The organism is Shewanella sp. SW1, from assembly GCF_025653545.1.
In the GTDB taxonomy this organism is placed as follows: domain Bacteria; phylum Pseudomonadota; class Gammaproteobacteria; order Enterobacterales; family Shewanellaceae; genus Shewanella; species Shewanella oncorhynchi.
In genome coordinates this window covers 151,426-176,041 of the sequence record NZ_JAKKSG010000003.1, presented here as the reverse complement: position 1 = coordinate 176,041, position 24,616 = coordinate 151,426, and the positions used below count along the sequence as shown (strand labels likewise).

General features: G+C 45.1%; 18 protein-coding genes. 4 read left to right on the top strand and 14 right to left on the bottom strand.

Going from position 1 to position 24,616, the window contains the following annotated elements:
- Window positions 1–175: 175 nt before the first annotated feature.
- From L5M71_RS04010 to L5M71_RS04000, 3 genes are all read right to left on the bottom strand, one after another.
- Complete coding sequence (locus L5M71_RS04010) at window positions 176–1,336, bottom strand: trans-sulfuration enzyme family protein (protein ID WP_263181850.1); 1,161 nt, start codon at window positions 1,334–1,336, stop codon at window positions 176–178.
- A gap of 18 nt (window positions 1,337–1,354) precedes the next feature.
- Window positions 1,355–2,359 carry an isopenicillin N synthase family dioxygenase gene (locus L5M71_RS04005; protein WP_113939536.1) on the bottom strand — a complete coding sequence of 335 codons (1,005 nt, stop codon included), beginning with the start codon at window positions 2,357–2,359 and terminating at the stop codon, window positions 1,355–1,357.
- A 385-nt stretch (window positions 2,360–2,744) separates the two neighbouring features.
- Window positions 2,745–3,776, bottom strand: a complete 1,032-nt coding sequence (locus tag L5M71_RS04000; RefSeq protein WP_263205393.1) for an isoaspartyl peptidase/L-asparaginase family protein — start codon at window positions 3,774–3,776, stop codon at window positions 2,745–2,747.
- A 120-nt stretch (window positions 3,777–3,896) separates the two neighbouring features.
- On the opposite strand from L5M71_RS04000, the gene L5M71_RS03995 reads away from it, so the two are divergent.
- Together L5M71_RS03995 and L5M71_RS03990 are read left to right on the top strand one after the other, a co-directional pair.
- Entirely contained in the window at window positions 3,897–5,747 is a 1,851-nt protein-coding gene (locus L5M71_RS03995; protein ID WP_173245224.1) for an autotransporter assembly complex protein TamA, read from the top strand.
- A complete protein-coding gene (locus tag L5M71_RS03990; RefSeq protein WP_263205395.1) occupies window positions 5,744–9,733 on the top strand; it encodes a translocation/assembly module TamB domain-containing protein in 3,990 nt (1,329 codons plus the stop codon). Before L5M71_RS03995 ends, L5M71_RS03990 begins: the two co-directional genes overlap by 4 nt.
- Window positions 9,734–9,924: 191 nt before the next feature.
- Here the strand turns inward: L5M71_RS03990 and rplY are convergent, their stop codons facing one another.
- Window positions 9,925–10,212 carry a 50S ribosomal protein L25 gene (gene rplY / locus L5M71_RS03985; RefSeq protein ID WP_028760163.1) on the bottom strand — a complete coding sequence of 96 codons (288 nt, stop codon included), beginning with the start codon at window positions 10,210–10,212 and terminating at the stop codon, window positions 9,925–9,927.
- Between the two features lie 303 nt (window positions 10,213–10,515).
- Between rplY and L5M71_RS03980 the strand changes: the two genes are divergently transcribed.
- The gene (locus L5M71_RS03980; RefSeq protein ID WP_106650352.1) at window positions 10,516–10,947 is read left to right on the top strand and encodes a hypothetical protein; all 432 of its coding nucleotides are present in this window, start codon (window positions 10,516–10,518) and stop codon (window positions 10,945–10,947) included.
- On the opposite strand, the gene L5M71_RS03975 is transcribed toward L5M71_RS03980, so the two are convergent.
- From L5M71_RS03975 to L5M71_RS03930, 10 genes are all read right to left on the bottom strand, one after another.
- A complete protein-coding gene (locus L5M71_RS03975) occupies window positions 10,898–11,446 on the bottom strand; it encodes a DUF882 domain-containing protein (RefSeq protein WP_028760165.1) in 549 nt (182 codons plus the stop codon). The two genes, L5M71_RS03980 and L5M71_RS03975, sit on opposite strands and share 50 nt — an antisense overlap.
- A gap of 154 nt (window positions 11,447–11,600) precedes the next feature.
- Window positions 11,601–13,079 (bottom strand): L,D-transpeptidase family protein, encoded by a 1,479-nt coding sequence (locus L5M71_RS03970; RefSeq protein WP_411568976.1) that lies wholly within the window; start codon window positions 13,077–13,079, stop codon window positions 11,601–11,603.
- A 324-nt stretch (window positions 13,080–13,403) separates the two neighbouring features.
- Complete coding sequence (gene mdoH / locus L5M71_RS03965) at window positions 13,404–15,587, bottom strand: glucans biosynthesis glucosyltransferase MdoH (RefSeq protein ID WP_263205400.1); 2,184 nt, start codon at window positions 15,585–15,587, stop codon at window positions 13,404–13,406.
- Between the two features lie 23 nt (window positions 15,588–15,610).
- Window positions 15,611–17,239, bottom strand: coding sequence for a glucan biosynthesis protein G (locus tag L5M71_RS03960; protein WP_263199030.1), 1,629 nt, complete (start codon window positions 17,237–17,239; stop codon window positions 15,611–15,613).
- Window positions 17,240–17,729: 490 nt separating this feature from the next.
- Window positions 17,730–19,127 carry an ATP-binding protein gene (locus L5M71_RS03955; protein ID WP_263205402.1) on the bottom strand — a complete coding sequence of 466 codons (1,398 nt, stop codon included), beginning with the start codon at window positions 19,125–19,127 and terminating at the stop codon, window positions 17,730–17,732.
- An 84-nt stretch (window positions 19,128–19,211) separates the two neighbouring features.
- Window positions 19,212–19,871 (bottom strand): response regulator transcription factor, encoded by a 660-nt coding sequence (locus tag L5M71_RS03950; RefSeq protein ID WP_263205404.1) that lies wholly within the window; start codon window positions 19,869–19,871, stop codon window positions 19,212–19,214.
- A gap of 20 nt (window positions 19,872–19,891) precedes the next feature.
- The gene (locus L5M71_RS03945; protein ID WP_263205406.1) at window positions 19,892–20,800 is read right to left on the bottom strand and encodes an FAD:protein FMN transferase; all 909 of its coding nucleotides are present in this window, start codon (window positions 20,798–20,800) and stop codon (window positions 19,892–19,894) included.
- A gap of 130 nt (window positions 20,801–20,930) precedes the next feature.
- Window positions 20,931–22,250, bottom strand: coding sequence for a DUF3570 domain-containing protein (locus L5M71_RS03940; protein WP_263205409.1), 1,320 nt, complete (start codon window positions 22,248–22,250; stop codon window positions 20,931–20,933).
- Between the two features lie 164 nt (window positions 22,251–22,414).
- Window positions 22,415–22,633 (bottom strand): DUF4266 domain-containing protein, encoded by a 219-nt coding sequence (locus L5M71_RS03935; RefSeq protein WP_028760174.1) that lies wholly within the window; start codon window positions 22,631–22,633, stop codon window positions 22,415–22,417.
- Window positions 22,634–22,636: 3 nt separating this feature from the next.
- Window positions 22,637–23,104 (bottom strand): TlpA disulfide reductase family protein, encoded by a 468-nt coding sequence (locus L5M71_RS03930; RefSeq protein ID WP_263205411.1) that lies wholly within the window; start codon window positions 23,102–23,104, stop codon window positions 22,637–22,639.
- Between the two features lie 374 nt (window positions 23,105–23,478).
- Between L5M71_RS03930 and hyaA the strand changes: the two genes are divergently transcribed.
- Window positions 23,479–24,615 carry a nickel-dependent hydrogenase small subunit gene (gene hyaA / locus L5M71_RS03925; RefSeq protein ID WP_028760176.1) on the top strand — a complete coding sequence of 379 codons (1,137 nt, stop codon included), beginning with the start codon at window positions 23,479–23,481 and terminating at the stop codon, window positions 24,613–24,615.
- The last annotated feature ends 1 nt before the right edge of the window (window position 24,616 follow it).

The following is a 24,616-nucleotide window of genomic DNA, read 5'->3' as shown; positions in this document are numbered from 1 at the left end:
TCAAAATGTAAGTCGTTATGTCATACAGATTTTCACTTTAACAGACGAAAACAATTCTGACGCGTAAAAAAAACGTAAAAAAATACGGAGATTAACTTTAGATCGACGAAATTAATAACATTATACTTTTGAAATCCCCAATCAATTTAACTGGGGATGGCTAGTATCAATATGCTTAAATGGCTAAGGCTTGCTCAAGATCGGCAATCAAATCTTGAGGATCTTCGACGCCAATGCTCAATCTAATCAGGTTGTCATTCACCCCTGAAGCTAGCCGACTCGCGGCATCCATAGCAGCATGGGTGGTACTAGCGGGGTGGCAGGCAAGACTCTCTAAGTCGCCTAAACTGACCGCTTGAGTAAACAAGTTCAAATGATCTAAAAACTGCGCCGCTCGATTAAAACCCCCTTTGAGCTCAATACTCACCATACCGCCAAAGGCGTTGATGGTTTCACTCAGAACTTGATGACCTTGATCATCTGCTAGCCCTGGGTAATAAACTTTTGCAACGCTCGGATGGGTTGCAAGAAAAGCGGCGACCTTAGCCGCGCCCGCAAGATGAGCATCCATTCTAAGTGCTAAGGTACGTAAGCCTCGCTGTAATAAATAGGCTTCCTGTGGCCCAATCGCGGCGCCGATATGTTTAAGCGCTATAGTGCGAATAGGTTGCACTAATGCCTTAGGTCCAGCGACAACACCTGCGATCAAATCGCCATGGCCACTTAAATACTTAGTGGCACTGTGCATCACGATATCAATGCCATGTTCCAGCGGTTTGAATAAATACGGGGTTAAAAACGTATTATCACAAATGGTTATAGCGCCCACTTTTTCGGCGGCAAGCTTAACCTTACGGTAGTCACTGACTTTTAAGGTCGGATTGGTGATGGGCTCAAATAAAATAATTTTTGTTTCGGCGGTAATCTCTGCCAATAAATGATCATCGTCTTGATAACGGCGCACTGTAATACCCGCGCGGGTTAACGTTTGGATTAAAAATGCCGCAGTGCCACCGTATACGGGGTCGATAAATGCGATTTCATCACCTTGACTCGCTAAGGCATAGAAAATACTGCTGATTGCCGCCATCCCACTCGCAACAACGAGTGCTTCATCAGCCCCTTCCAGTTGTGCTAATTGATATTCAAGCGCCTGCACTGTCGGATTCGCCATGCGACTGTAGATAAAGCCCGGTTGCTCACCTGCAAAACGGGCTCGACCATCCTCGGCACTACCGTAGGCGAAGGTGCTACTTTGATAGATAGGAGTTGTAAGAGCGCCCGTCGAGTTATCAGCGGCATAATGGGTGTGAAGTAATTTAGTTTTAAATTGCATAATAGATCCTAATAACCATTAAATGGCATGAGCGAATGAGGCGTAATGTGCTTGAGCAACGTCGGGATGAGAGCGCAAACGCCCTTTTAATACGTTCTGGCCCACTTGGTGGAAAAGAGGATTTAATGGATCGCTTGCCGGTCCTTGAGCTTGGTTCGCCAGATGCTTTGGCAAAGGTAACAAAGGAACTGTCGCATTCAACTGCGCCGCCATAAAAAAGGCACACGAGTAGCGCTCGACCCCAGCAGGCGGGCTAGTAACCCTATGGTTGGTTGCCTTTAAATACCCATTAGAAGCCAACTCAAGTAATTCACCTATATTCACCACAAAGGCGTCTTCTAATGGCGGTATGCTTAACCAACCGTTGTCAGTCTGAACCTCTAAACCGGATTGCTTATCTTGCAGCACTAAGGTCAAATAGCCAGGATCTTTGTGTGCCCCTACGCCTTGGCCTGAAGTCTGTCCATCCGCGCTGGGATAGCGAATAAGCTTCATATGCTGATAAGGACCCGCTTCGATCGTGGCATCAAAGGCGCTTTCTGGCTGCTCTAGCGCAACAGCTAAAGCCCTCAATAGTGTGACACTGGTATCGGCTAAATCCTGTTGCCATGCCAATAAAGTCGATTTCATCTGTGGTAATTGTGACGGCCATTGATTAGGCCCCTGTAGCTGCCACCATATAGGCACATCAGACTGCTGAGGGTTAGCCACTTCTTCTTGCATGATATCAAACTGTTCCCGCAAGTCCGGTTTCCCTAAGGTCAATTCACCTTGCAAACGGGTATAACCGCGAAAATGCGGTGTATTAGCCATTTTCACCGCAAGTTTATCTACGACGGGCAGCGCAAAGAAATCTGCCGCTAACTGAAGTACTTGCTGCTGTCTAGCAAGCTCAATGCCGTGGCCTGTGAGATAGAAAAACCCTATTCTTCTGGCAGCATCGGCAAGCTTAGTAATAAAAGCGTTACGACGTTGTCCACCGGCATGCCAATCACTTAAATTCAATATCGGTAATTGTTCCATCAATGACTCCCATTTAATGCATTGTCTGAGCCGGATTCTATGCCTTTATGGGTCGATGGATAATGAATTAATAACTATTTGATATATTAAACAGTAATAATAGATCATTTAGATATATGGGCATCTAGGCTTCTATACTGCTAGATTTGAATTTTAAAGGTTAAACAGCGGTAATTATTATGCCAACTCAAACCGCACCACTCAGATAAACATCATAAGCCATACTGCTTAATGATGTTTATCTGGTTACTTTTCAAGATATTAGAAAATTAAGATATAAAAATAAAAGCGAGCCCACTTTTGCGGCACTCGCTTTTTAAGGTTTCAAAGTTTTAACGTTTCTAAGTCATGTCAGTTATAAACCTAGATGCTTCTACAAATGACATTATTGATCATGCCAAATCAGCATTTGGGCTGGCTCACCATTACTACGGGTGGCGCGGTACATACCTTCGGTATTAAATGGCGTAGCAATATTGCCACGCTGATCGACTGCAATCACACCACCTGAACCGCCAGCAGTGATAAGACGTTGATTAATAACTTCATCTGCAGCCTGAATGATGGATTTTTGCTGATATTTCACCTTGGCACAAATATCCCCCGCGACGAGGTAACGGATAAAGAATTCACCATGACCCGTTGCCGATACGGCACAAACACCGTTTTCAGCATAAGTGCCAGCACCGATGACAGGAGAGTCACCAATACGACCAAAGCGTTTTGCCGTCATACCACCGGTCGATGTACCTGCAGCTAAGTTACCCTTTTTATCTAAGGCGACAGCACCAACGGTACCAAATTTGTAATCGAGGTCCTTCATCTCAACATTAGCAACTTGTTCAGATTTAGCCGCAACTTGCAGTTTTTGCCGTGCATCGAGTAATTGCTGATAACGCTCGTCAGTATCAAAATGATGGTTTGGCACTAAAATAAAGCCTTGAGTCAGTGCAAATTCTTCCGCTCCTGCGCCCGAGAGCATCACGTGCTCAGATTTATTCATCACGGCCAAGGCTAAGTCAATTGGATTGGCAATATGACGCACTCCAGCGACAGCACCGGCATTCATCGTTTTGCCATCCATAATGGAGGCATCTAATTCATGTCCGCCGTCATAGGTGTAAACCGCGCCTATACCAGCATTAAACAGAGCACTATTTTCAAGGATATTAATTGCGGTTTGTACTGCCACTAAGCTGTCACCGCCCTCCTCTAAGACTTTTGAGCCTTTATCGACCGCTTCCTTTAACTTATCTTTGTAGGCTTGGCGTTGTTCAGGGGTGAGATTAGCTTTAGAAATCGTCCCCGCGCCGCCGTGGATCGCAATGGCGAACGGTTTATCATTGGCAAAGGTGTTATGCGACATAAAAAGTAGGCCCGAAATAATTAAACTAAAGGTGGCTAATTTTGTTTTCATTCTTTACATCCCCTTAAAAAGTAGCGTCCTTTGTAACCATTTCATCGTGTAATTTCAATCATCTCCTTGCCTGTTGGTTTTATTCTGGCGACAATGATGCCAAATCACAGGGACTATAAAGTGCAGCCATTTTTGCAAATCACCTCACATTACATTCGTCTTTGCTTGTTTCTGAGTCTGATTTCAGTCACATCAGTCGCGGCAGCAGATGATTTTATCAAATTATCTGTTACAGGCGTGAATGAAGCGCTGCGAAGCAACATAGTTGCTCACTTAGGCGCTTTACCTGAATCTGAGGTGCAGCGCCGTGCCTTTTTGTTTAATGTCGATGACAATATCAGCACCGCCTTAGAATCCATGGGTTACTATCACGGTGAAGTAGAAGAAAAGCTGATTGAGCATGACAAGGGACCGTGGGAATTAAAACTTGAAATCAGCCCCGGCGAGCCAACCATTGTTCAGTGGGTTGATATTAATTTTAGTGGTGAAATGCTTGATGACCGAGCTTTCGATCAATGGCTCGCAAAGGTCAACATTAAACCCGGCGATGTGTTAAATCACGGTGTTTACAGCGACGTAAAATCGCAACTGGTCACCTTAGCCTTGGCACGAGGTTACTTCGATGGCGAATTTACTGAATCACAAATTAAAGTTAACCGCGATATTAATACCGCGCAGGTAAGTTTGCATTTTGATTCAGGCAAACGTTACCGATTTGGCCAAGTCAGTTTCGATGGCCATAGCTTAGAACCCGATATATTAGAGGATCTTATCCCCTTTAAAGAAGGTGCTTCATACTCAACTCGCCGTGTAAGCGCCTTGAATCGTCAGTTATTAGATACTGGTTATTTCGCCAATATCAAAGTGATCCCGCAAATCGATAACGTCGAAGATAACCATATTCCAATGCGAGTCGAATTAACGCCTAAGGCAAGTCACGCAATTGAACTCGGTTTTGGTGGTGATATTGGCAAAACAGATCAAGCCTTTGATCCGAGGGTGCGCGTGACTTGGCGTACACCACAAATCAATAAATACGGGCATTCCCAAGAAACCAGTCTCGAATGGTCGCCCGATAGACCAAAGTTATTAACCACTTATACGATTCCGCTCACACATCCCTTAGACGATCAATTAAAGATCCGCCTCGGTTTGCTGCGGGACAAATACGGTGTGACTCAAGTATATGATGCCGAGAATCGTGATTTTAGTAACACAGGCCAGCTCGAGTCGACTAAGTACCTTCTGGGGCTATTACGTCAGCAAAGACTAGAAAATCAATGGCTAATGAGTTATTCGTTGGAGGCCATACGCGAAGAATATACTCAGTCTGACGTCGATTATATGCCGTCATTTTATCTGGCAGGAATTAACTTTTCTCGGACTAGCCGGGGGGATAACTCACTGGATCCTAAATCCGGGTTTAGACAAATTTACAGCCTAGACTATGCCGATCCCTATTTAGGATCAGAAACCCGCCTAGCACGCTTGCAAGCTAAATTTAAATGGATTGATACCTTCTTCGATAACCACAGAATCGTCGCTCGTATTGATTTAGCCGCCAACTTAGCTAACGAAAATGATCTTGCCTCTATCCCACCATCACTACGCTATTTTGCCGGTGGCGATCAGAGTGTCCGAGGCTATGGTTATCAAGAACTCGGCCCCTATTTAGACTATGTTGCTGACGATGGAAAAACCAATCGCGAAGTTATCGGTGGCCGCTATTTAATGGTTGGTAGTTTGGAATATCAATATTATGTGACCCCCACTTGGCGGGTCGGCACATTTATCGATGCGGGTAACGCCTTCGATAATAATCAATTTGAACCTGTCGTATCTGTCGGTGGCGGTATCCATTGGATCTCCCCGATTGGTCCAATCAAATTAGATTTAGGGGTCGGATTGAAAGAAACTGAGACCATTGAAAGATCATGGCGAATTCACCTAACCATGGGGACAGATCTATGAGTCAGCCCCCAGAGCATAATAAGCCAAGCGAACAAGATATCGTTGATAATCCCATCATTGAAGCCAATGAAGCCGAAGCCACTGAAACCATAGTGACCTCTGTCACCCCATCGATGTCATTCATTCAAAGACTGTGGCGGCAGTTCAAACTCTGGACTCGGATTATTATCTACGTGCCATTAGGGCTTTTAGTGTTAATCGCCCTATTACTCGGCACTGAATTTGGCTCGCGCATTACCGTGGGTTTAGCCGATCAATTTGTACCCGATCTTGAACTGACTTATACCTCTGGTTCCATTAACAAAGACTTGGCCCTATCACACGCGGCTTGGTCTATGGCCGGAATGAACGTGCAACTTGAGGATCTGCATTTACTGTGGCAGCCCGCCTGTTTACTGCAAAAACGCTTATGCGTGAATAGCTTATCTGCGGCTAAAGTCGATGTCACTATTGATACCCTAGCGCTTTCTGCAGACTCAAACGAAGCGCCAGTCGCGCCACTTGATGAAGAACCCAGCGAGCTCCTATTACCCTTTGATATTGTTTTAGATTCTGCTGAACTCAATGGTGTTAATATCCAAGTGGATGATATGCAATTTACCGCTAATCGTCTTAACGCAGAAGCACAATGGTTTACCGAAGGTTTGTCGGTTAAACAGCTATCCAGCGAAGGATTATTCATACTGATCCCTGCATCAACCGATGTAGCAACACAAACTAGCACGGCAGCGGTAACGAATGCAGCAAATCCCAGCACTGCTACGAATACTACACCGACACCATCCGCCAGTCCGTCGCTAACAAAAGAGGCTGAATGGGCTTTAGCACAATTGCCACAAGTATTTATGCCTTTCCCTGTGACGGTCAATGCCTTAACGCTAGACAACACCACACTGCAAATCGGCAATCGTAAAGATGTTTTTAGCCATGCAGAACTACAAGGCAGTTTCCGTGAATACCAATTGACCTTAGACCATCTCGCCATTAGCCACACCGATGGCAGCGCCGATATCACAGGCAGCCTAACACTTGATAAAGATTATCCACTCGATTTAGAGGCAAATCTCACCCTTAACCAACTAGTCGAATTGCCAGATCTCACTCATCAAGTATTAACGTTAAAGCTGAGCCAAAGTTTAGGGCAACTTCAGGTGAATGCCGTCGCCAAGGGCGATGCAGACTTTACACTAGATGGCCAAATAACACTGCAAGACCCTAACCTGCCCTACAAGGTGAAACTTGAACAGACACGGCTTCAGTGGCCACTGAAGAACCCTGAATACTCGGTAAGCGATGCCACACTCGATAGCCAAGGCGACCTTAATCGGCAAGAGGCGAGTCTTACTGGCCAACTGATCACACCCTTTCACAAAGTGCTCGACATAGACACTGACATCCAACATCAAGATGCTAAGTTAACCATCAATAATCTTGATGTAATGGGCGCGATTGGTAAGGTCAAACTCACGGGCGAACTCGATTATCAAAAAACCATTAGCTGGAACGCTAATCTCTGGATCAATGACGTCAAATTACAAGAAATACAGCTGCCACAAACGGATACAGCGCAAAGTACAACGGGTTTACCGGACAGTTTGATTTCAGGAAAATTACGCACTAAAGGCTCGTTTGCAGCCCCCCGTTGGCAAGTATCCCTGAGCGATACTGAGCTCACTGGCACTTTGCAAGGTTATCCCTTCGATATTACAGGGGATATCAGTGTGAATGATTCCCTGTATGTCAGTGCTAAGGGGCTGAACGCCAAAGTACTAGGTTCAACTCTGGCACTCAAAGGCGAAGCCAATGCCAACTGGGATCTCCAAGGTGAATTACAAGTGCCCGACTTTGGCCTGTGGTTACCTAAGGCCAGCGGCCAACTACAGGCGCAGATCAATGTCACTGGTGACGAGAAACACCCCCAGGTCGAGCTTACAGCGCAGCTGGCAGAACTTTACTATCAAAACATTAAACTGCAGGAATCTAATTTAAAGGCCTATTACAAGCCGCTAGATCAACATGAGTTTGCTATCTCGCTAAAATCAAAAACCTTGCAGATTGCAGAACAAAATTTAGATACAGTGACACTCGGGGCGAAAGGTACCATTAACGCTCAAAAACTCACCCTCAACGCCACGGGCGATCTTGGGCTCGATGCAACGATGAGCAGCCAATACGATGTGAAGAAGTCACGACTACAGCTCGATGTTGATCGTTTAAATCTCAACACGCCCGTAGGCCTATGGCAGCTTGATAACACCATTAATCTGGCTTGGGACCAAATCAAGAATCAAGGCAGCATTACGCCCTTTTGCCTCATGAATCCCAATAGCCGTATCTGCCTAAACAGCAATACACCAATAGGTAAAAAAGGCAGCGCACAGATGAGCTACTCAGGTAATCCAGGGCAATTACTTGTCCCAATATTACCAACGAATATGCGTTGGAATGGCCCTGCATCGCTATTAGCCAATGTTGCATGGGCTGCTGGCCGTAAGCCTACTGCCGATGTGAACTTTGATTTTGCCCCCGGCAGCATTATGCTAAAACGGGATAAAAATCGTGAAGTCACCATTAATTACCAAAACCTGTCATTAAAAGCGACCTTAGATGCAAAACGGCTGGCAACGGTTTTAGATTTTGAATCAGAAGGCGTTGCCAGTTGGCAGAGTGAGATTAACGTCAATGTCACACCTGATCGCACCCTGTCAGGTTATGCCAACATCAAGCAAATCAACTTGCAGCCACTTGGAGAGTTTTTCCCTCAATTAAATACAGTGCAAGGTTTGCTGACGAGTCAACTTAACTTTGCGGGTAGTCTAGATGCGCCCGAAGTATCGGGGAGCATGGCCTTAACTGAGGGCGCCTTAGCCCTAACTGCAAACCCAACATTAATCGACAAAATTGACATGTCGATGTCATTTGCGGGTCAACAAGCGCAGCTTAAGGGACGCTGGATGATGGGCAATGGTTTAGGTAGAGTGAATGGTCAACTGCAATGGCCCCAGGGTCAATTTAGTGGCGAGTTAGCCCTCGAAGGCGATAAGCTCGCCGTGATCCAACCGCCACTGGCTATTCTCGATGTCTCCCCCGAGATCAACTTAACCTTCAACAGTAAGCAACTGGCAGTAAAAGGAAAAATAGCAGTGCCTTCTGGCAACATTAAAATTGTGCCATTAGCGGAAGGCGGTGTCGCAGCCTCCGAAGACGTGGTATTTGACGACTCCATTGCCGCCACTCAGCCTAAAACTAGCCCCTACGCCATCGTTGCAGATCTGAATATCAGTGTGGGGAACGAACTCAGAATTGATGGTATGGGCCTCAAAGGTAAACTCCAAGGGACCTTAAAGCTACAGCAGCAAGCTTTCCGTCCTCCTTTGCTCTTCGGTAATATCAAAGTCAATCAAGGTAGCTACAAGTTTATGGGCCAAACCCTAAAAATCCGCACTGGTGAAGTGCAATTTGTGGGGCCAACGTCATTACCAAACCTGAATATTGAAGCGATACGGGAAATTAAGACTGAAGACTTAGTGGCAGGTGTACGCGTCACAGGCACGCCATCACGCCCAGTGGTGACCTTATTCTCCAATCCCGCCAAAGAGCAGGCCGAAATCTTGTCTTACATTATCAAAGGCAGTGGCTTTAACAGCGCCAACAATGAGCAAAATAACTCGCTGATGATGGGCGCGGCACTCGGTTTAGGCTCACAGGTGGGCGGTGGCGCAATTAACAACCTAGGGAATACTGCGACAGGACTCATTGAAGAATTTGGTTTCTCTAACGTGCAACTCGACACTAATGATGAAGGGCGTGTGGCGATCAGTGGCTTTATCGGCGATAACTTAATGGTGAAATACGGAGTAGGTGTATTTAACCCCGGTTACGAAATGACAGTCAGGTATTACTTGCTCTCACAACTCTATCTAGAAACCGTGTCAGGCACTTTAGGCCAATCACTTGATATCTATTACAACTTCAATATCAAGTAACCATATGAATACCAAAATATTGATACTACAAAATTAGCATCCAATTACTCTAGCCAAACAACCTCAAAATACGAGTTACAGTATGTTGAGGTTGTTTGGGTAAAGCCTAAGTGTCTACCTATAAATACAAACAACTAAAAATCAGCCACAAAAAAAGCGCCCTTAGGCGCTTTTTGCTTCAGTTACGACAATTAAGCGTAAACGAAGTCAACATGTTCAATGATTGGCTTGAACACGTGGCGTTGCATAGCTTGTGCACGAACACCCACTTCTTTACCATCAACAACGATAGTCAGAGTAGAAGTGTAGAAGTCAGCATTAGCTTGAATGTTAATGATATCTTTGTGATCAAAAACAATAGAAACTGGCTCTTTGCCTTGGCCATAAATAACAGCAGGTACTTTACCAGCATGGCGTAGGCGGCGGCTCGAACCTTTCCCTATTTCAGTGCGGGTTTGTGCTTGGATAGTGTAAGACATGTGTTTCTCACTTAAATTTAGAGTAAAAAGTTGCCGACATTTTCGACCAATGACGGCTCATATAAAGCGCGCGAATACTAACATAGATACCCAAGGCGCACAAGAATACCGCAAGCCCTCTATTTATCGGCGTCAGCGTTAGCAAAACAGACCGCTATTTATCAAATTGAGGAACTTGTATCTTGGCTGTTACGGCAGAGAAAAGGCTTTGATCTCAAACAAAAAACACGAGATCTAGATCACACTGGGAAATTGAGAAGCCTGTTAAGCTCGGGCAAATTTCGATAACTGCTGTGTCAAAAAATGCGTCATGCGCTATACCAGTTACAACAAGAAAATAGACTTTCATGCCAACTGGCCCGTGAACTCGTCTCTCTTATCGAAACCGTTCCTTATCAGCAAAATACCCTCGAATTAAAATTCTTAGAATTGCTTGCCTGCACCCAACAAAAAAACCGCAGCTTGATCTTACTTATGCAAATTATTGAGTCCGTCGATATTGAGTCGCAGAGGCAAAGACAATATCAATTTTCACAACGTCTCAGCCTATTGATCTGTGATTGGCAACAACATAGAGAAATGAACAAACTCAATCAACAATTTATCCCGCTACTCAGACATTACTTGATCGAATCGCAAGCCTTGGAACAAGATTTTTATCAGCAGATCCAACAACAGATCATTGCTACCAGTGCCTTACCGGACCACAATCGACGTGCACAAAGCCAGAATTAGGATAATAACCCACACCACCGAGTTTCAGGGATAAAGCCGCTTCTCTGAGGGTTTTTAGTTTAACGCTAGGGATCGCTATGTCCATCGCCATGCCGCGCATGTGATAACTCTTCTTAGCAACTCCGCCACTGTGGCTCACGAGCATGGCATTGGTTTTTGGTGAACGGTAACCGGAAATCACATGGATTTCATCGTTGGTATTCAAGGTTGTTTTGAGCGAGTGGAGTAAATCAAATAAGCGCTTATCCATAGGCGCTGCCACATTCTGACGATGATCCCGCAGCAAATGATTAAAATTGTCTAACACCTTGCTCTGATAATGACCATCTACCCAATAACTACCGTCATCGCGCTCGCCAGTATGACGATTAAACAAACTTAACTCACGGATCCCTTTGGTTGAACGGCTGGCAACCGCTTTTGAGGGAATAAAGGAACATAATGCCACACCACTAAGGCCTAACAATAACTGCCTACGGGCAGGACATATTAAAGTCACATGATCACCTTTTGTATGCTTTTTGGTCACTAGTAAGGCAAATTATACTGAATAAGCCCTAAGATCAAGTTTTGCCAACCCCATTCTGAGTAGGAATTCAAAATGCCAAGCGAGTTCAGATGCTTATCTTGCTCAACTTTACAGCACAAAAACGTTAATGTTGTTCCAAAACCGTGGCAGGCACAGCATTCGTCAGCTCAGGTTCCAAATCATAAATGTCGCGACGGTATTGATCCTGCCCACTATCGTCTAACCATGCAGTCCAGTAAACCAGATGCACGGGCAGCTTTTCGGAAAGTGAAAACCACTGAGGTTCAGTAATACCAGGGGCTAACTTGTCCCATAAACGTTTGTCTTTCACTAAATGTTCTTTAAACCACTGGGCTAATTCAGTGGCTTTTTCAATACGAATACAGCCAGATGATAGTGCCCTATCGTCCTTTTTAAAGAGACTTGGCTCAGAAGTTCCATGTAAATAGACACTGAAACTGTTATCAAAGTGAAACTTATATTTACCTAATGCATTCTTCGCCCCAGAGCGTTGTACAAGCTGATAGGGAAACGAAGCGCTGGCTAAGGCCTGCCATTCCTCTGGCATGCGTTGCACCCGTTGACCATTATAATCGTACACATCAAATTGACGTTCATTAAGATAATGACCATTTCGCTGAATTTGCGGCAGAATGTCCCGCCGTAAAATGCTGCTAGGCACTCGCCAACTAGGGTTAAGCACCACGCTAGAAATCTGACTGTCCAAAATTGGTGTTTGCCGAGAAGATTTACCCACAATGACCTTGGAACTTAACACTGGCGTACCATTATCGACCAACGTCATCTCAAAAGCGGGCACATTAATCAGCAAATAACTCGGCTCTAATTTACGTTCAAACACTCTTTGTCGAATAGTGTTTTTAGCTAATAGTACCGCCCTCGCCCTTGGCGATTGGTTCACCCAAAATAAGGTCTGCTTACCTATCACCCCGTCCTGTTTTAGCCCATGCTTTTGCTGAAAGCGCTTAATGCCAATCATAAGTTCTTCGGTATAAACTTGATTCACTCTAGGCTCAGTGGCTAAGTCTCCCAATATCCACATACGCTTTGCTATGGTATCAACGATCTGATGACTCATTCCTAAGGTTAACTTTTCATCTAGCACTAAAGTTTCCCATGGTTCAATTGTGTCCAATTGCACTAAATGGGCGATTTGCTTAAGCACCCTTTGATATTGGGGATCCTCTGGAATAACGGATGAAACCGTCTCTGGGGCTCCTGCGTTGTTACATTCTGCGGATGTCATCACATAATGCCAGTAACCGGTAACATCAGCTTGGATTCGTACTAAATCAGCAGTAGATAAGGTATTAGGAGAAAGTGTTAAGTCACGATAATGCTGGCCAAATACTGGATTAACGCCTGCGAGATCCAATAGCAACACCTGTGGCACTAAGGCCGCAAGCGGCAGCACAGCAGTAAGATCTTCAGCTTTACCCTCAAGATTTGGCTGCGCAGCAATACTCGAATTTGATGTTAAGGATTGAGCGCCATCAGCTGCACCTACCTTTGGCACTAAAATTATTGGAATACAGAAAAAAAGGCTGAGTAATAGTTGCGCTAGATTACGCCTCGTCGGCATCGGGTTAATCTGCAATGCTTTCAAGTTCACGATGTTGAACTCCTGCTCTATCAATTTGAGTTCTCTCACGTTTAGCGTTACACGCATGGATGGGGGCAAATAGCGAATGATCTTTTTCAATATCATAAATACTCCCTTAGCTATTTTTAAGGTCACCTGAGAGCCAGCGGGTATATCAATCAACAACACTATGATATGACTATTCCATGGAGATCAATTAATTACTAGGGGTTAACTCCAGATAATGAAAAGAAAAATGCCACTGAGGTCGTCAGTGGCATTGATATCAAACAAACTCGCATAAATATGCTGAGCAAGTGCTCGTTAGCAAAAAGACACGAGATCTTCTTCGACAAATTGCTCTGGTAATTTCTGTAGGCTACGTAACATCAAAGGATTTGCCAACACCATCGCCATTTCTTGACGATTGAGTAAAGCTAATGCGCTCTGTTGACAACGAGCTTCATGCACCTTCACATGCACTATGGCTTCCATCGCTTCAATTGGTGTACCCGCAGCACGCAAAGGCTGTTTATCCACCATTGCTAAATGCAATTCCATCAACGCAGGGTCTTTAAGTACCTGTGCTAACGTCCAAGGCTCAGCAATGTGTCTTTGGTAAGCGGCGCGCGCTTCTTGCGCTTGCAGACAAATTTGCGCAGGGTTACGTTCTTCTGGTGTTGCAAGAATACCAGCACGCTTGAACACTTCGCCAATTTTAACTGAACCTGTCCATGCCGAAATAGGCACAGCAATCCACAGACCGATCAACGCCGGACTCATCCAAGCTAACAAAGTCAAAGAATCCAAAATAGCCGCATAACCTAACATCACACCTGCCAGCATATGCCAGCGGTGACGATAGATTAACGTCATCCAAGGCATACTGCCGTCATCACGACGTTGCGGCGACCAACCACTGTCACGCCCCATCAGAATCGAGATCACAGCACCACAATGGATAAACATCATGATAGGTGCAATCAGCGCTGAAAGTATGACCTCAAAGATCACACTGAATATCGCTTTAATTCGACCACCAACACTGCGAGCAAACTCACCGTCTTTAAGCAGCAACAAGACACCAAATACTTTAGGGCCAAACAAAACCCCCATAGTAATGTAGAACAATCTTAATGCCCTATCCGAGTCCATGATGGGCCAAGTCGGGAACAGTGAAAATTGATCGGTGAAATATTCAGGTCGAATAAAGTGTGCCTGCAAAGCCAACATCAAACCGGTCAAAATCAACATCAACCAGAAAGGAGATGACAAATAAGCCATGATACCCGTCAGTAAATGTAAACGGCTTACCCAGTGCAAACCTTTAGTCGGCAAAATACGCGAATGCTGCAAGTTACCTTGGCACCAGCGGCGATCACGCACGGCTAAGTCGATAATCGACGGTGGACATTCTTCGTATGAACCCGGTAAGTCATAGGCAATGACCACACTCCAACCCGCACGGCGGATCAGCGCAGCTTCAACAAAGTCATGGCTCATGATGTGACCACCAAAAGGTGGCTTACCCTTAAGGTTGGGTAATCCGGCCGCGGTCATAAAGGCTTCGGTGCGGATTATGGCGTTGTGGCCCCAGAAGTTACCTTCTTTTTGTACCCACCAGCCTAACCCGGTACCAATTACCGGACCATAAATACGCGCCGCAAATTGCTGTAAACGGGCCATTAAAGTGGTGCCATTGATCAACGACGGAATCGTTTGGATCAAACCCGCATCAGGATCGGCCTGCATGCGCTGAGCTAAGCCAGTGATGGTTGAAGACTCCATCAAACTGTCGGCATCAAGCACTAACAAGTGATCATAACGCGATCCCCAACGACGGCAAAAATCGGCTACGTTACCCGCTTTACGGGCGACGTTTTTACGACGGCGACGGTAATACACCCGCGAATGCTTATGGGTTTCTTGACGTAACACCAGAAACGCCTGCTCTTCGAGCAAAGCAATATCGGGATCGGTAGTATCACTTAAGATAAACCAATCAAAAGCATGACCATGACCCGTTTGCGACAAGGTTTCAGCCATCACTGAAACCGCCGAGAATACCCTATCAGGAGATTCGTTATAGGTCGGCATCAAAATCGCGGTTCGCGTATGCAGTTCAGTCACTTGTAAATCTTTTGCCCGCGGTTTTCGCAGTAAAATTAAAAAACCTGCAATACCGCTACAAAACGCCAAAGCAATCCAGCAGAAATTAACCGCAAACAGCACTAGCACTAAATATTCCAGAGGAGTAATTCCGCCAATGCTAAATACCGCCCCCATTTCATAGATAGCAAACAAAGATAATAATAAAGCCCCACCCACCACAAACACACGACGGTAGGTACGCGAGCGTACCCCATCAGCCACAGTGCTACGGCGAGGGAATCCCTCTGGCATCTTACTTAAATTTTGGGGTTCCATAGCGCCAGGCCGTTCATTTGGCATAGCACTACCACCCACGAGGACTTCCGTCTCGAGTACCGAGTTATCGGATACAGTCATATCATGTTGCTCCGTCATGAACCTTACAGCGTCCAGCGATAGAGCCAGGTTTCAACCTGACGAGGAGTTGGGAACTTAAGTTCAGCGCGCAGTTCGATAAGATCTTTATCTTCTGGCTCTAATTCAAAAGCTAAGCGATAGCCATTTTTAGCGGCATTACGGGCAATCACCACGTTCGTGACCACACCACTAGAAGCTTCAACTTTAGCGACTGGCATTTCATCTGTCATCGGACCTTCAACTTGATAGTCGACCACAAATAAACGTCTTGGAGTCGCCTTAGCAATATCGGCACGACCACTGGCAGAGCGAGAAATATGTACAGCACCGACTTTCGCAGCAGGTTCTTCACCCCAACTCATGCGATAGGCAAAATGAAATTCACCGCCAGCAGGAATAGGCTGACGTGGTTTCCAATAACTAACAATGTTGTCATGAATTTCAGACTCTGTCGGAATTTCAGTCAACACCACTGAACCTTGCCCCCAATTACCCACAGGCTCAATCCATAGGCTTGGGCGACGTTCGTAATGGGCTTCTAAATCTTGATATGACGCATAGTCACGCTCACGTTGGATCAGACCAAATCCCTGAGGCGAGTTGTCAGAAAACGCACTGACTTGTAACTGACGTGGATTAGCTAATGGGCGCCATAAATGCTCACCACGACCATTTAACATCAATAAACCATCAGAATCATGTACTTCAGGTCTAAAATCATCGGTGTCGTGACGACCATTGAGTGAATGTAAGAACATGCTAGTGCTTGGTGCTAAACCGACTTTGCTCAGCTCAACACGAGGAAACAGTGTCGCTTCTACATCAATCAAGGTGTTATCACCGGGACGGACAGAGAAAGTATAGGCACCTGCTACGCTTGGGCTATCTAACAAGGCATGCACAACAATCAAGTTGCTGTCATTGTGTGGACGCTCAACCCAGAAGGCGCGAAATATCGGGAATTCTTCCCCTTCAGCGTCAGCCGTTTTTAACGCCAAACCACGGGAAGATAAGCCATAGGCGTTACCTTTACCTAAAGCGCGGAAATAACTCGCACCTTGGAATACCATAAGCTCGTCAAATACACCGTTCGTATTCAGTTGGTTATGAATACGGAATCCTGAGTAGCCAATGTCGTCATTCGGCAGCGCTTGAGTAATCACTTCACCCGCGGTGAAATATTTAGGCTCATAGGCTAAGTGCGTTGCATTCTGACCTTCTACAATCGCAATCTCGATCAGATCTTGAAAATAGAAACCACGGTGGAACATTTGCATTTGAAATGGCACGCCCTGATCACGCCAAATAGACGCAGTCGGGTTAAAACGAATATCTCTGTATTCATCGTATGACAGTTTAGCAAGGCCAGCTGGCAAAGGATCTTTGAGGGTCACATAAGGTTTCGCTGCCAAACGTTTTGCAATCTTCACGACAGTTTCGCTATCAAAAGCGCCTGTCTTAGTGAATCTGATTTGATTTTTTGTACTGGGCTGAGAAATCACTTTCGGTGGAGTAACCACAGGAACTGCCTCGGCGGGTTTTGTCTCTTCAGCGTACGCGACACCAGACAGGGCGACTACAGCGCCTAGCGTCAGTGAACATATGAGTGACGAATAAGGTTTGGACGATGGGCAACGCAACAAGCTAACCATAGATAGGTAACCTAAAAAATAAACTAAGAAATCAATGTTTTTTATGTATACAGTGAATTTTTTTCACTCTGATTTAGGGATGAAAAAAAATAGTTGCTTACATATCGCGAAAGATATCAGAAGGAGAAAAAAACTCATAAATAAAGATGCAGTTAACCCCTTCTACACAATACTATTTGAGAATAAGCTTATACCAAAAATGAATATTAAAATAACATTATCATGCTTATTTCTGTTTTTAAAGTTACAAAAACAAATTAAGTGATCCAAATGCTACATTATTGAAAGTAAAATGAGCCTTTTTACACCTCAACTAAGTGTTGATGATCATAGATGAAATATCACAATAAGCGAATCAATCTGTTGGTAAGCCTAAGGATTAACACTAAGACAGCAGGAAAATTCAAAATTTTACCCGCTTAAATGTATCAAAACAACTGAGCTGATGTCACTGAAACTGCGGATCTATTTTAACATTTCATTGCCTGAACTATTTTGGCAAAAAAAGTGTCACAGATAATCCACCTTGATCCCTAGGCGCAATCACTAAACGACCTTGGTGCAATTCTATGATGTGATAGCAGATAGACAAACCTAATCCCGCGCCTATGCCTTCATTTTCATTCACACGATAAAAACGTTCTGTCGCATTGGCAATCTGCGGCTCTGTCATGCCTTGGCCTCGATCCGCGACACAAATACCGATTTCATCATCCAAAGCATGGGCCGACACTGAAATTTCCGATTCCTGTGGGCTGTATTTACAGGCATTTTCGATAATATTCTTCAGTACAAGTAGCAAATAAAAACGATCACAGGTCACCGTTAGATTGGATGCGATATCGATATTCCATTCATAATCTGTGATTTGTGGCATTAATTGATTAAGCGCATCTTCGACCATAGGCAAAATGGCGTGGGATGACACATTAAGCTCATTAATCGAGTCCACCCTTGCTAATACGAGTAATTGTTCAACGGTATGACTCATGTGCACTACGCCAGCATCTATCGCAGCTAAATGGAATTTCTGCTGCGGATCATCATCAATCAGACTTTCTAAGCCATGTTGATGTAATTTAATCACAGATAATGGCGTTTTAAGCTCATGGGCCGCATCGGCGCTAAAACGACGCTCACGGGCGATAAATCGCGCGATACTATTGATATATAAGTTCAATGCGCGCCCAACAGGGACTAATTCTTTAGGCAATGACATAGTCAACGGGGTCAAATCGTTGGGTGCCCGTCCAATTAATTCTCTTTCAAAGGTTTTTAATGGCCGAAACAAGAGATAAAACAAGAAGCTAACAATAATTAATGTTAAAGGCACTACCATCAAGGGCACGATAACGGCATTATGCATGATTTGCGATACAAGCTCTTGGCGTACTTCATCCTGTTGAGCAGTGACAATCCAAACATGATTTTTAACCGAAAAAAAACTGAACACATGCCAGAGTTCTCCTTCGAACACTTTCTTATGATAACCCTGTACGAATCGACTGATAGGTTGATGACCAATATTATCCGATAAAACTAAGGCTTCACCCGCCTCACTCCAGATTTGAAACGCCAATTTATGCTCATAGGCCAGTTTCAGCGCATCGGCCTTTTCGGCAAAGGAACTGATCTGGCTATCGGGAACGTGGAGCACTTGGGGTATGACGAGATCCTGAGCTGTTGCATTGGGCTCAGTATGATAGAACAACTCCAACATTTTAGCGGTTTGGAGCATTTGCGCATCGAAGAGTTCTTCGATTTGATGCTTAGAATCCCGAGTACTCAACCAGCTAGATACAGCGACGGATACTGAAATACCTGACAAAATTAATAATGTCAGTACCAAACGCAGTGAATACACATCTAGCCCCTTTAATCGAATCACTTCTTTTTCCTAACGACTATGCTTCAAGTCATCACTGCGTTATCAGTACCCACAAACGTGGAGCTTGTCACTTAACTCTTCAAATTAATTTATTTCAATCAAGGTATAGCCTATTCCACGCACGGTTTTGATTAATTCATTGACAAGTTTTTTGCGCAGATGGTGGATATGCACTTCTATTGAATTACTGCCGACTTCATCCCAGCCATAGGTTAACTGTTCTAACTGGCTGCGGGTCAATACACGCCCTGCCGACTGAGCGAGTTCGAGCAGTAATTGAAATTCACGCCGTGAAAGCAGCACATTTTGATCGCGAAAGGTCACTTCACGGGTATTTAAATCAATGCAAAGCGCACCAATAATCAAACTGTTGTGATCGAGCCCATACTGACGCCTGACGATAGCACGAATGCGCGCGGCTAGTTCACGCACATCAAAAGGTTTACCGAGATAATCATCGGCGCCCATGTCTAAACATTCGAGCTTAGTGTCAAAATCCGTATTAGCGGTCAGGACTATTGTGGGAATTGACACCCCCTGCTGACGCCAAGCTTTAAGCAACTCTTTACCATTACCGTCAGGTAATCCCAGATCGAGCACTATGGCACTGAAGCTTTCATTTTTAACCCCCAGCAAGGCTTGCTGATAACTATTAAGGTGATCAACTTGCATGCCCAGCTTCGCCAAACTCAAGCAAATTCCTTGGGCTAATAACTCATTGTCTTCAACCAACATAATACGCATTCAATGTCCTTAACTGAGCCCTAACGGAAAATACTGAACTTAACATCTTGTTGCTGTAAAAAATCTTCCGCGTCTCGACCCTGCAGCATAGCCATAGTGGCGAGCATGCCTGCAGTCACGCAGTTTGGCCCTAACACAGTCACAGAGCGCGGCGCATGGATAACGGGATAGCCAGTGCGTGGGTCGACAATATGGCCGTAACGCTTTCCATCGACTTCAAAAAAGCGCCGCGTATCGCCACTGGTCGCTAATGCACCCTGACTAATCGCCAGTACACTCGCAGCGTGATCGAGGTGTCGTGGATCTTCAATTCCCACTTGCCATGGCGTCACTTTGGACACGGGACAAGCGATATCACCGCCAAAATTCACTAACACTGGAATGTCTGGATAACATTCGGCTAACTCATAGGCGACTCTGTCGACCGCATATTCTTTTGCGATACCACCAAAATCCAATTTCATACCTGTTGGCATCTCAATATGGCGCGAATCAAACTCGATACGCTCAAACCCCACGAAGTCTTTCGCGGCAAGTATGCGGCCATGTTCGGGCAATTGGGCTTTGGGATCAAAGCACCACAGTTCCATTAACGGCCCTGCAGAAATATCAAAGAGTCCATCACTGAGCTGAAAACATTGTTTAGCAAAAGCCAATAACTGCCAGGTTTCTTCATCGATAAGCTGCTTATGACCATTGGCATGGTTTAATTGCCACAGACAATTCTGCGCGATAAAGCGACTGTACTTATGTTCGATACGCAGCGCCTCAGTGACAGCCATATCCAACATATCGTCTGCAATATCAAATTGATCGCACCCAATGAGTATTTCACAGGGACTCGCCATGGCCCTAAATTCACCCACATAACCCCAATCACGGCGCTGCAACGAATAAGGTGCGGTCTTTAGGGACGATGTCGACATCATAAATCACCTCTTCACATGGCATCCCACTGGGATTGCGATTGAATAAGTTCAGGGGTAAATTGAGTATGGGTAGCTAAGCTACCCATACAGTTTAACGCCTTGCTATCTGAGCCAGTAGCATTATTTCGTATTAAAAAGAATAACTAAACTGTGCTGTAATTGCCTTCTGAGTCGGAAATAGATCGAAGTTTTGCAGCTCTCCAGGAATCGTAGCGCCGTTATTTTTCGGGTCCTGTTGGTAATACTCTAAGCGATACGACATTTCATGACCGCCAGATAATCTATGGCCAAATTTAACCCCAATCGTATAAGCTGACATATCACCGATACGATAATCGGCACTGGCAAACTCTGGCAGTGGCGTATCAGCCATCAAGAAAGGTTGATAGAAGTTAGCCGCAGTTTGTTGGTAATAGCGCAGATGTAATTGACCATAGAAATTGCCGGTAAAGTAATACCGATAATGGGTTTCTAAGGTATGCGATGTGAGGTCCCAGTCATCGGTATTATAACGATAGGAAAAATCCACCACACCCGCATCTAATGCGCCTTTGGTCATCACGTAAAAACTGTGCTTCAAGCGCGAATCGGGGCGGCTTTCATACAATAAATCCTGAGTAATGCCGTTATTATCCACCACACTGAGCACCTTGTAGGGATCCGTTAAATAGCCATTCACACTCGACAAGCCGTAATTGGCCTGCAACAACCAGCGCTGACTAAGCACTTGGGTGATACCTAACATCACATCCGCGGTCTGCTTATTATCACTGCCACCTTGACGAGTCGCATCGAATGCGCTGCGATAAGCTTCCTCACTGGTGAAGTTATCGCGAATGACCATCGAAGATAAATCCACCGGACGACCGCCAACGGGGTCAACCACATCGAAACTATAAGCCGTACCTAAAAATAAAGTGGTGTTGTCTTTATTAAACCCTCGCTCAATTCCGGCATTGATGCCCATTGACATATAATCAAACTCTTTCGAGCCATATGCGCCAACATTGAGTTTCCAATCTGGTGTTAGCACTTCACTCCAACCGACATTGGCTTGTACGCGAGTATCGTGAAAGGTGTCATCTAATGGCGTTTCCCCCGCTGAAACATGATATTGACCATTACCAGATGGTCGAGTAAACGTTTGGCTGGTACTTTGGGCCACAGCGCCCGATGCTGAAGGTCCCGTTAGACTGTCAACCACGAGTTTGAGATCCAGCACACTGTCATCGCCAAAGGCTTTTTGCGCTGTGCCTATAGCTTCGATGGCTTGTACTCTATCTTGCTCACCGTAATACATTAACGCAGCATCGATCTTCCAGTCGTCAGCTTTTTTAGATAATTCAGTCGCATGGCCACTTGTTGCAAACAGTCCACAACTGGCTAATACGAGAGCACCCGCTATCTGCTTCGATTGTCTTGTATTTATTTGGTTCTTTTTTTGGGTCATAGCTGACAACACCTGTAGGTCACTTCAATCTATTCAATACCGCGGGATTTCGCCCCAGATTTTAGAACATCTGCTCGTCACATTTGTTTTAGTACGTCAGTTCATTACATCTGTGCGTTACATTTATTCGTTACATCTAAGGGCAAATAACACCAACGGAGAGTTTAGTTACAGCCACATCCACCACCGGCAAATGCACGACCGCCGCTACTGCCTTCTTTACTAAAATAAATATGATCATCGAGTGCAAGATCGAGCTTTTCACTGTCGAGCGCCATATCGCTGCGGGCCAGCTGGCCTTTCTCCCACGGCTGCACTCCTAAACTTGAACATCCACTCAAACCTATGATGAGCGTTACTGCGACTAATGCGGGTTTAAGCATAAATTACTCCTTCAGTAAATTGACGAGTTCTTGCTCGTATTCAGCGGTTTTATCGACATAAAAGCCAACATGATGCTGTACTAACTGACCTTGTCGATTGAACATAAAACTGCTCGGCATGCCCAGCAAATCGAAACTGCGAGCGACATCACCTTCGGGGTTAAAACGCACTGAAAAATTGGCAGGGACTTGTTTTAAGAATTCCTGGGCTAACTCGTTATCTGTATCTAGGTTGATTGCCACGACAGCTAATCCCTGATCTTGATACTTTTTTTGTATTTCATTCATCCAAGGAAACGATTTACGGCAAGGGCCACACCAGGATGCCCAAAAATCGACATAGACGACTTTGCCTTTAAACTCACTCAGGGAAACAGCTTGGCCTTGCGCGTTAAACACTTGATAGTCCAGCGATGGCGCGGCTTGTACGCCTGCGGCCAATAAACTGAGTAACAATAATATTTTCTTCATAGCATATTCCGCATTAACGATTACGTTCGAATCTATTAACTGAATCTTAAGGTTTTCTTAAACAAGCTTATATAAGTTTAATTAACCTACTCACCACGCGAATGAACCATAGTTATCAGCATCGCCTTAATCACATGAGTGCTGATTAAGTGACCGATTTCATCCAAAATGGCAAATGTGAGACATTTTGTCCCATTAGAAAAAGTGAAATTAGATCTGCGTCATGTTAATTAAATGTCAAAATCAGTTCGGTCACATCTCTTAAAAATTCTTGATATACATCAATAATCTTTACACTCCAACGGCCTAAACTGACACTGTCAATTATGTAAACCCTTACCAATTTACATTTAAATAACAAAAAAGGTTGACCCATGGACACACATGCAGCCCTATATGAACAGGGAAAGGCGCGCTTAGATGCGTTACGCCAATTCGCTCCCCGTCAACAACAATCGCTGATTGAAAAAATGCAACAGCACGGCATTAGTCGCCGTGATTTTATGAAGTGGAGTGCCATGGTGACGAGCATGCTCGCATTACCCCTCCCCTTTAGTAACTTAGTAGCCGAAGCTGCAGAATTAGCCGATCGTGTACCCTTAATCTGGTTACATATGGCCGAATGTACTGGCTGCTCCGAATCTTTAATTCGTACCGATACCCCCAATCTAGACTCACTGATTTTCGATCATATTTCCTTGGAATATCACGAAACCTTAATGGCTGCAGCGGGTTGGCAAGCCGAAGAAAACCTCGAACATGCACTCGAAACTTACAAGGGCCGCTATTTACTGGCCGTTGAAGGGGCGATTCCGACTGCAAATAACGGCAGTTTCTTAACTGTGGGTTGTAAAGGCCACACGGGTTTAGAAATCATCAAGCATGCTGCAGAAGGCGCCGCCGCGATTATCTCTGTTGGCACTTGTGCGGCGTTTGGTGGGGTGCAAGCCGCTTATCCAAACCCAACGGGGGCTAAAGGCGTGCATGAAGTGGTCAGTAAACCCGTGATTAACTTAGGCGGTTGCCCACCGAGTGAAAAGAACATAGTCGGCACTTTGATGTACTTCATCATGTTCGGAAAATTACCTGCGCTGGATATGTTTAATAGACCTAAATGGGCTTACGGCGCACGGGTACACGATAACTGTGAACGCCGCGGCCGCTTCGATGCTGGTGAATTCGTTGAAGAATTTGGCGATCACGGTGCGAAAGAAGGCTACTGCCTTTATAAAGTCGGTTGTAAAGGTCCTTACACCTACAACAACTGCCCAACCGAGCGCTTTAACCATCACACTAGCTGGCCAGTACTCGCTGGACACGGTTGTATGGGTTGCTCAGAACCTAACTTCTGGGACGATATGGCTGACTTTGAAAAACCCCTTGGCCGTCAACTCCTCCATGGATTGGATGCGACCGCAGATACTATTGGTGCGGTGATTTTAGGCGCGACTGTGGTGGGCATTGGAGCCCATGCCGTTGCCAGTATTTTTGCCAAACCGCTGGAGGAATAAC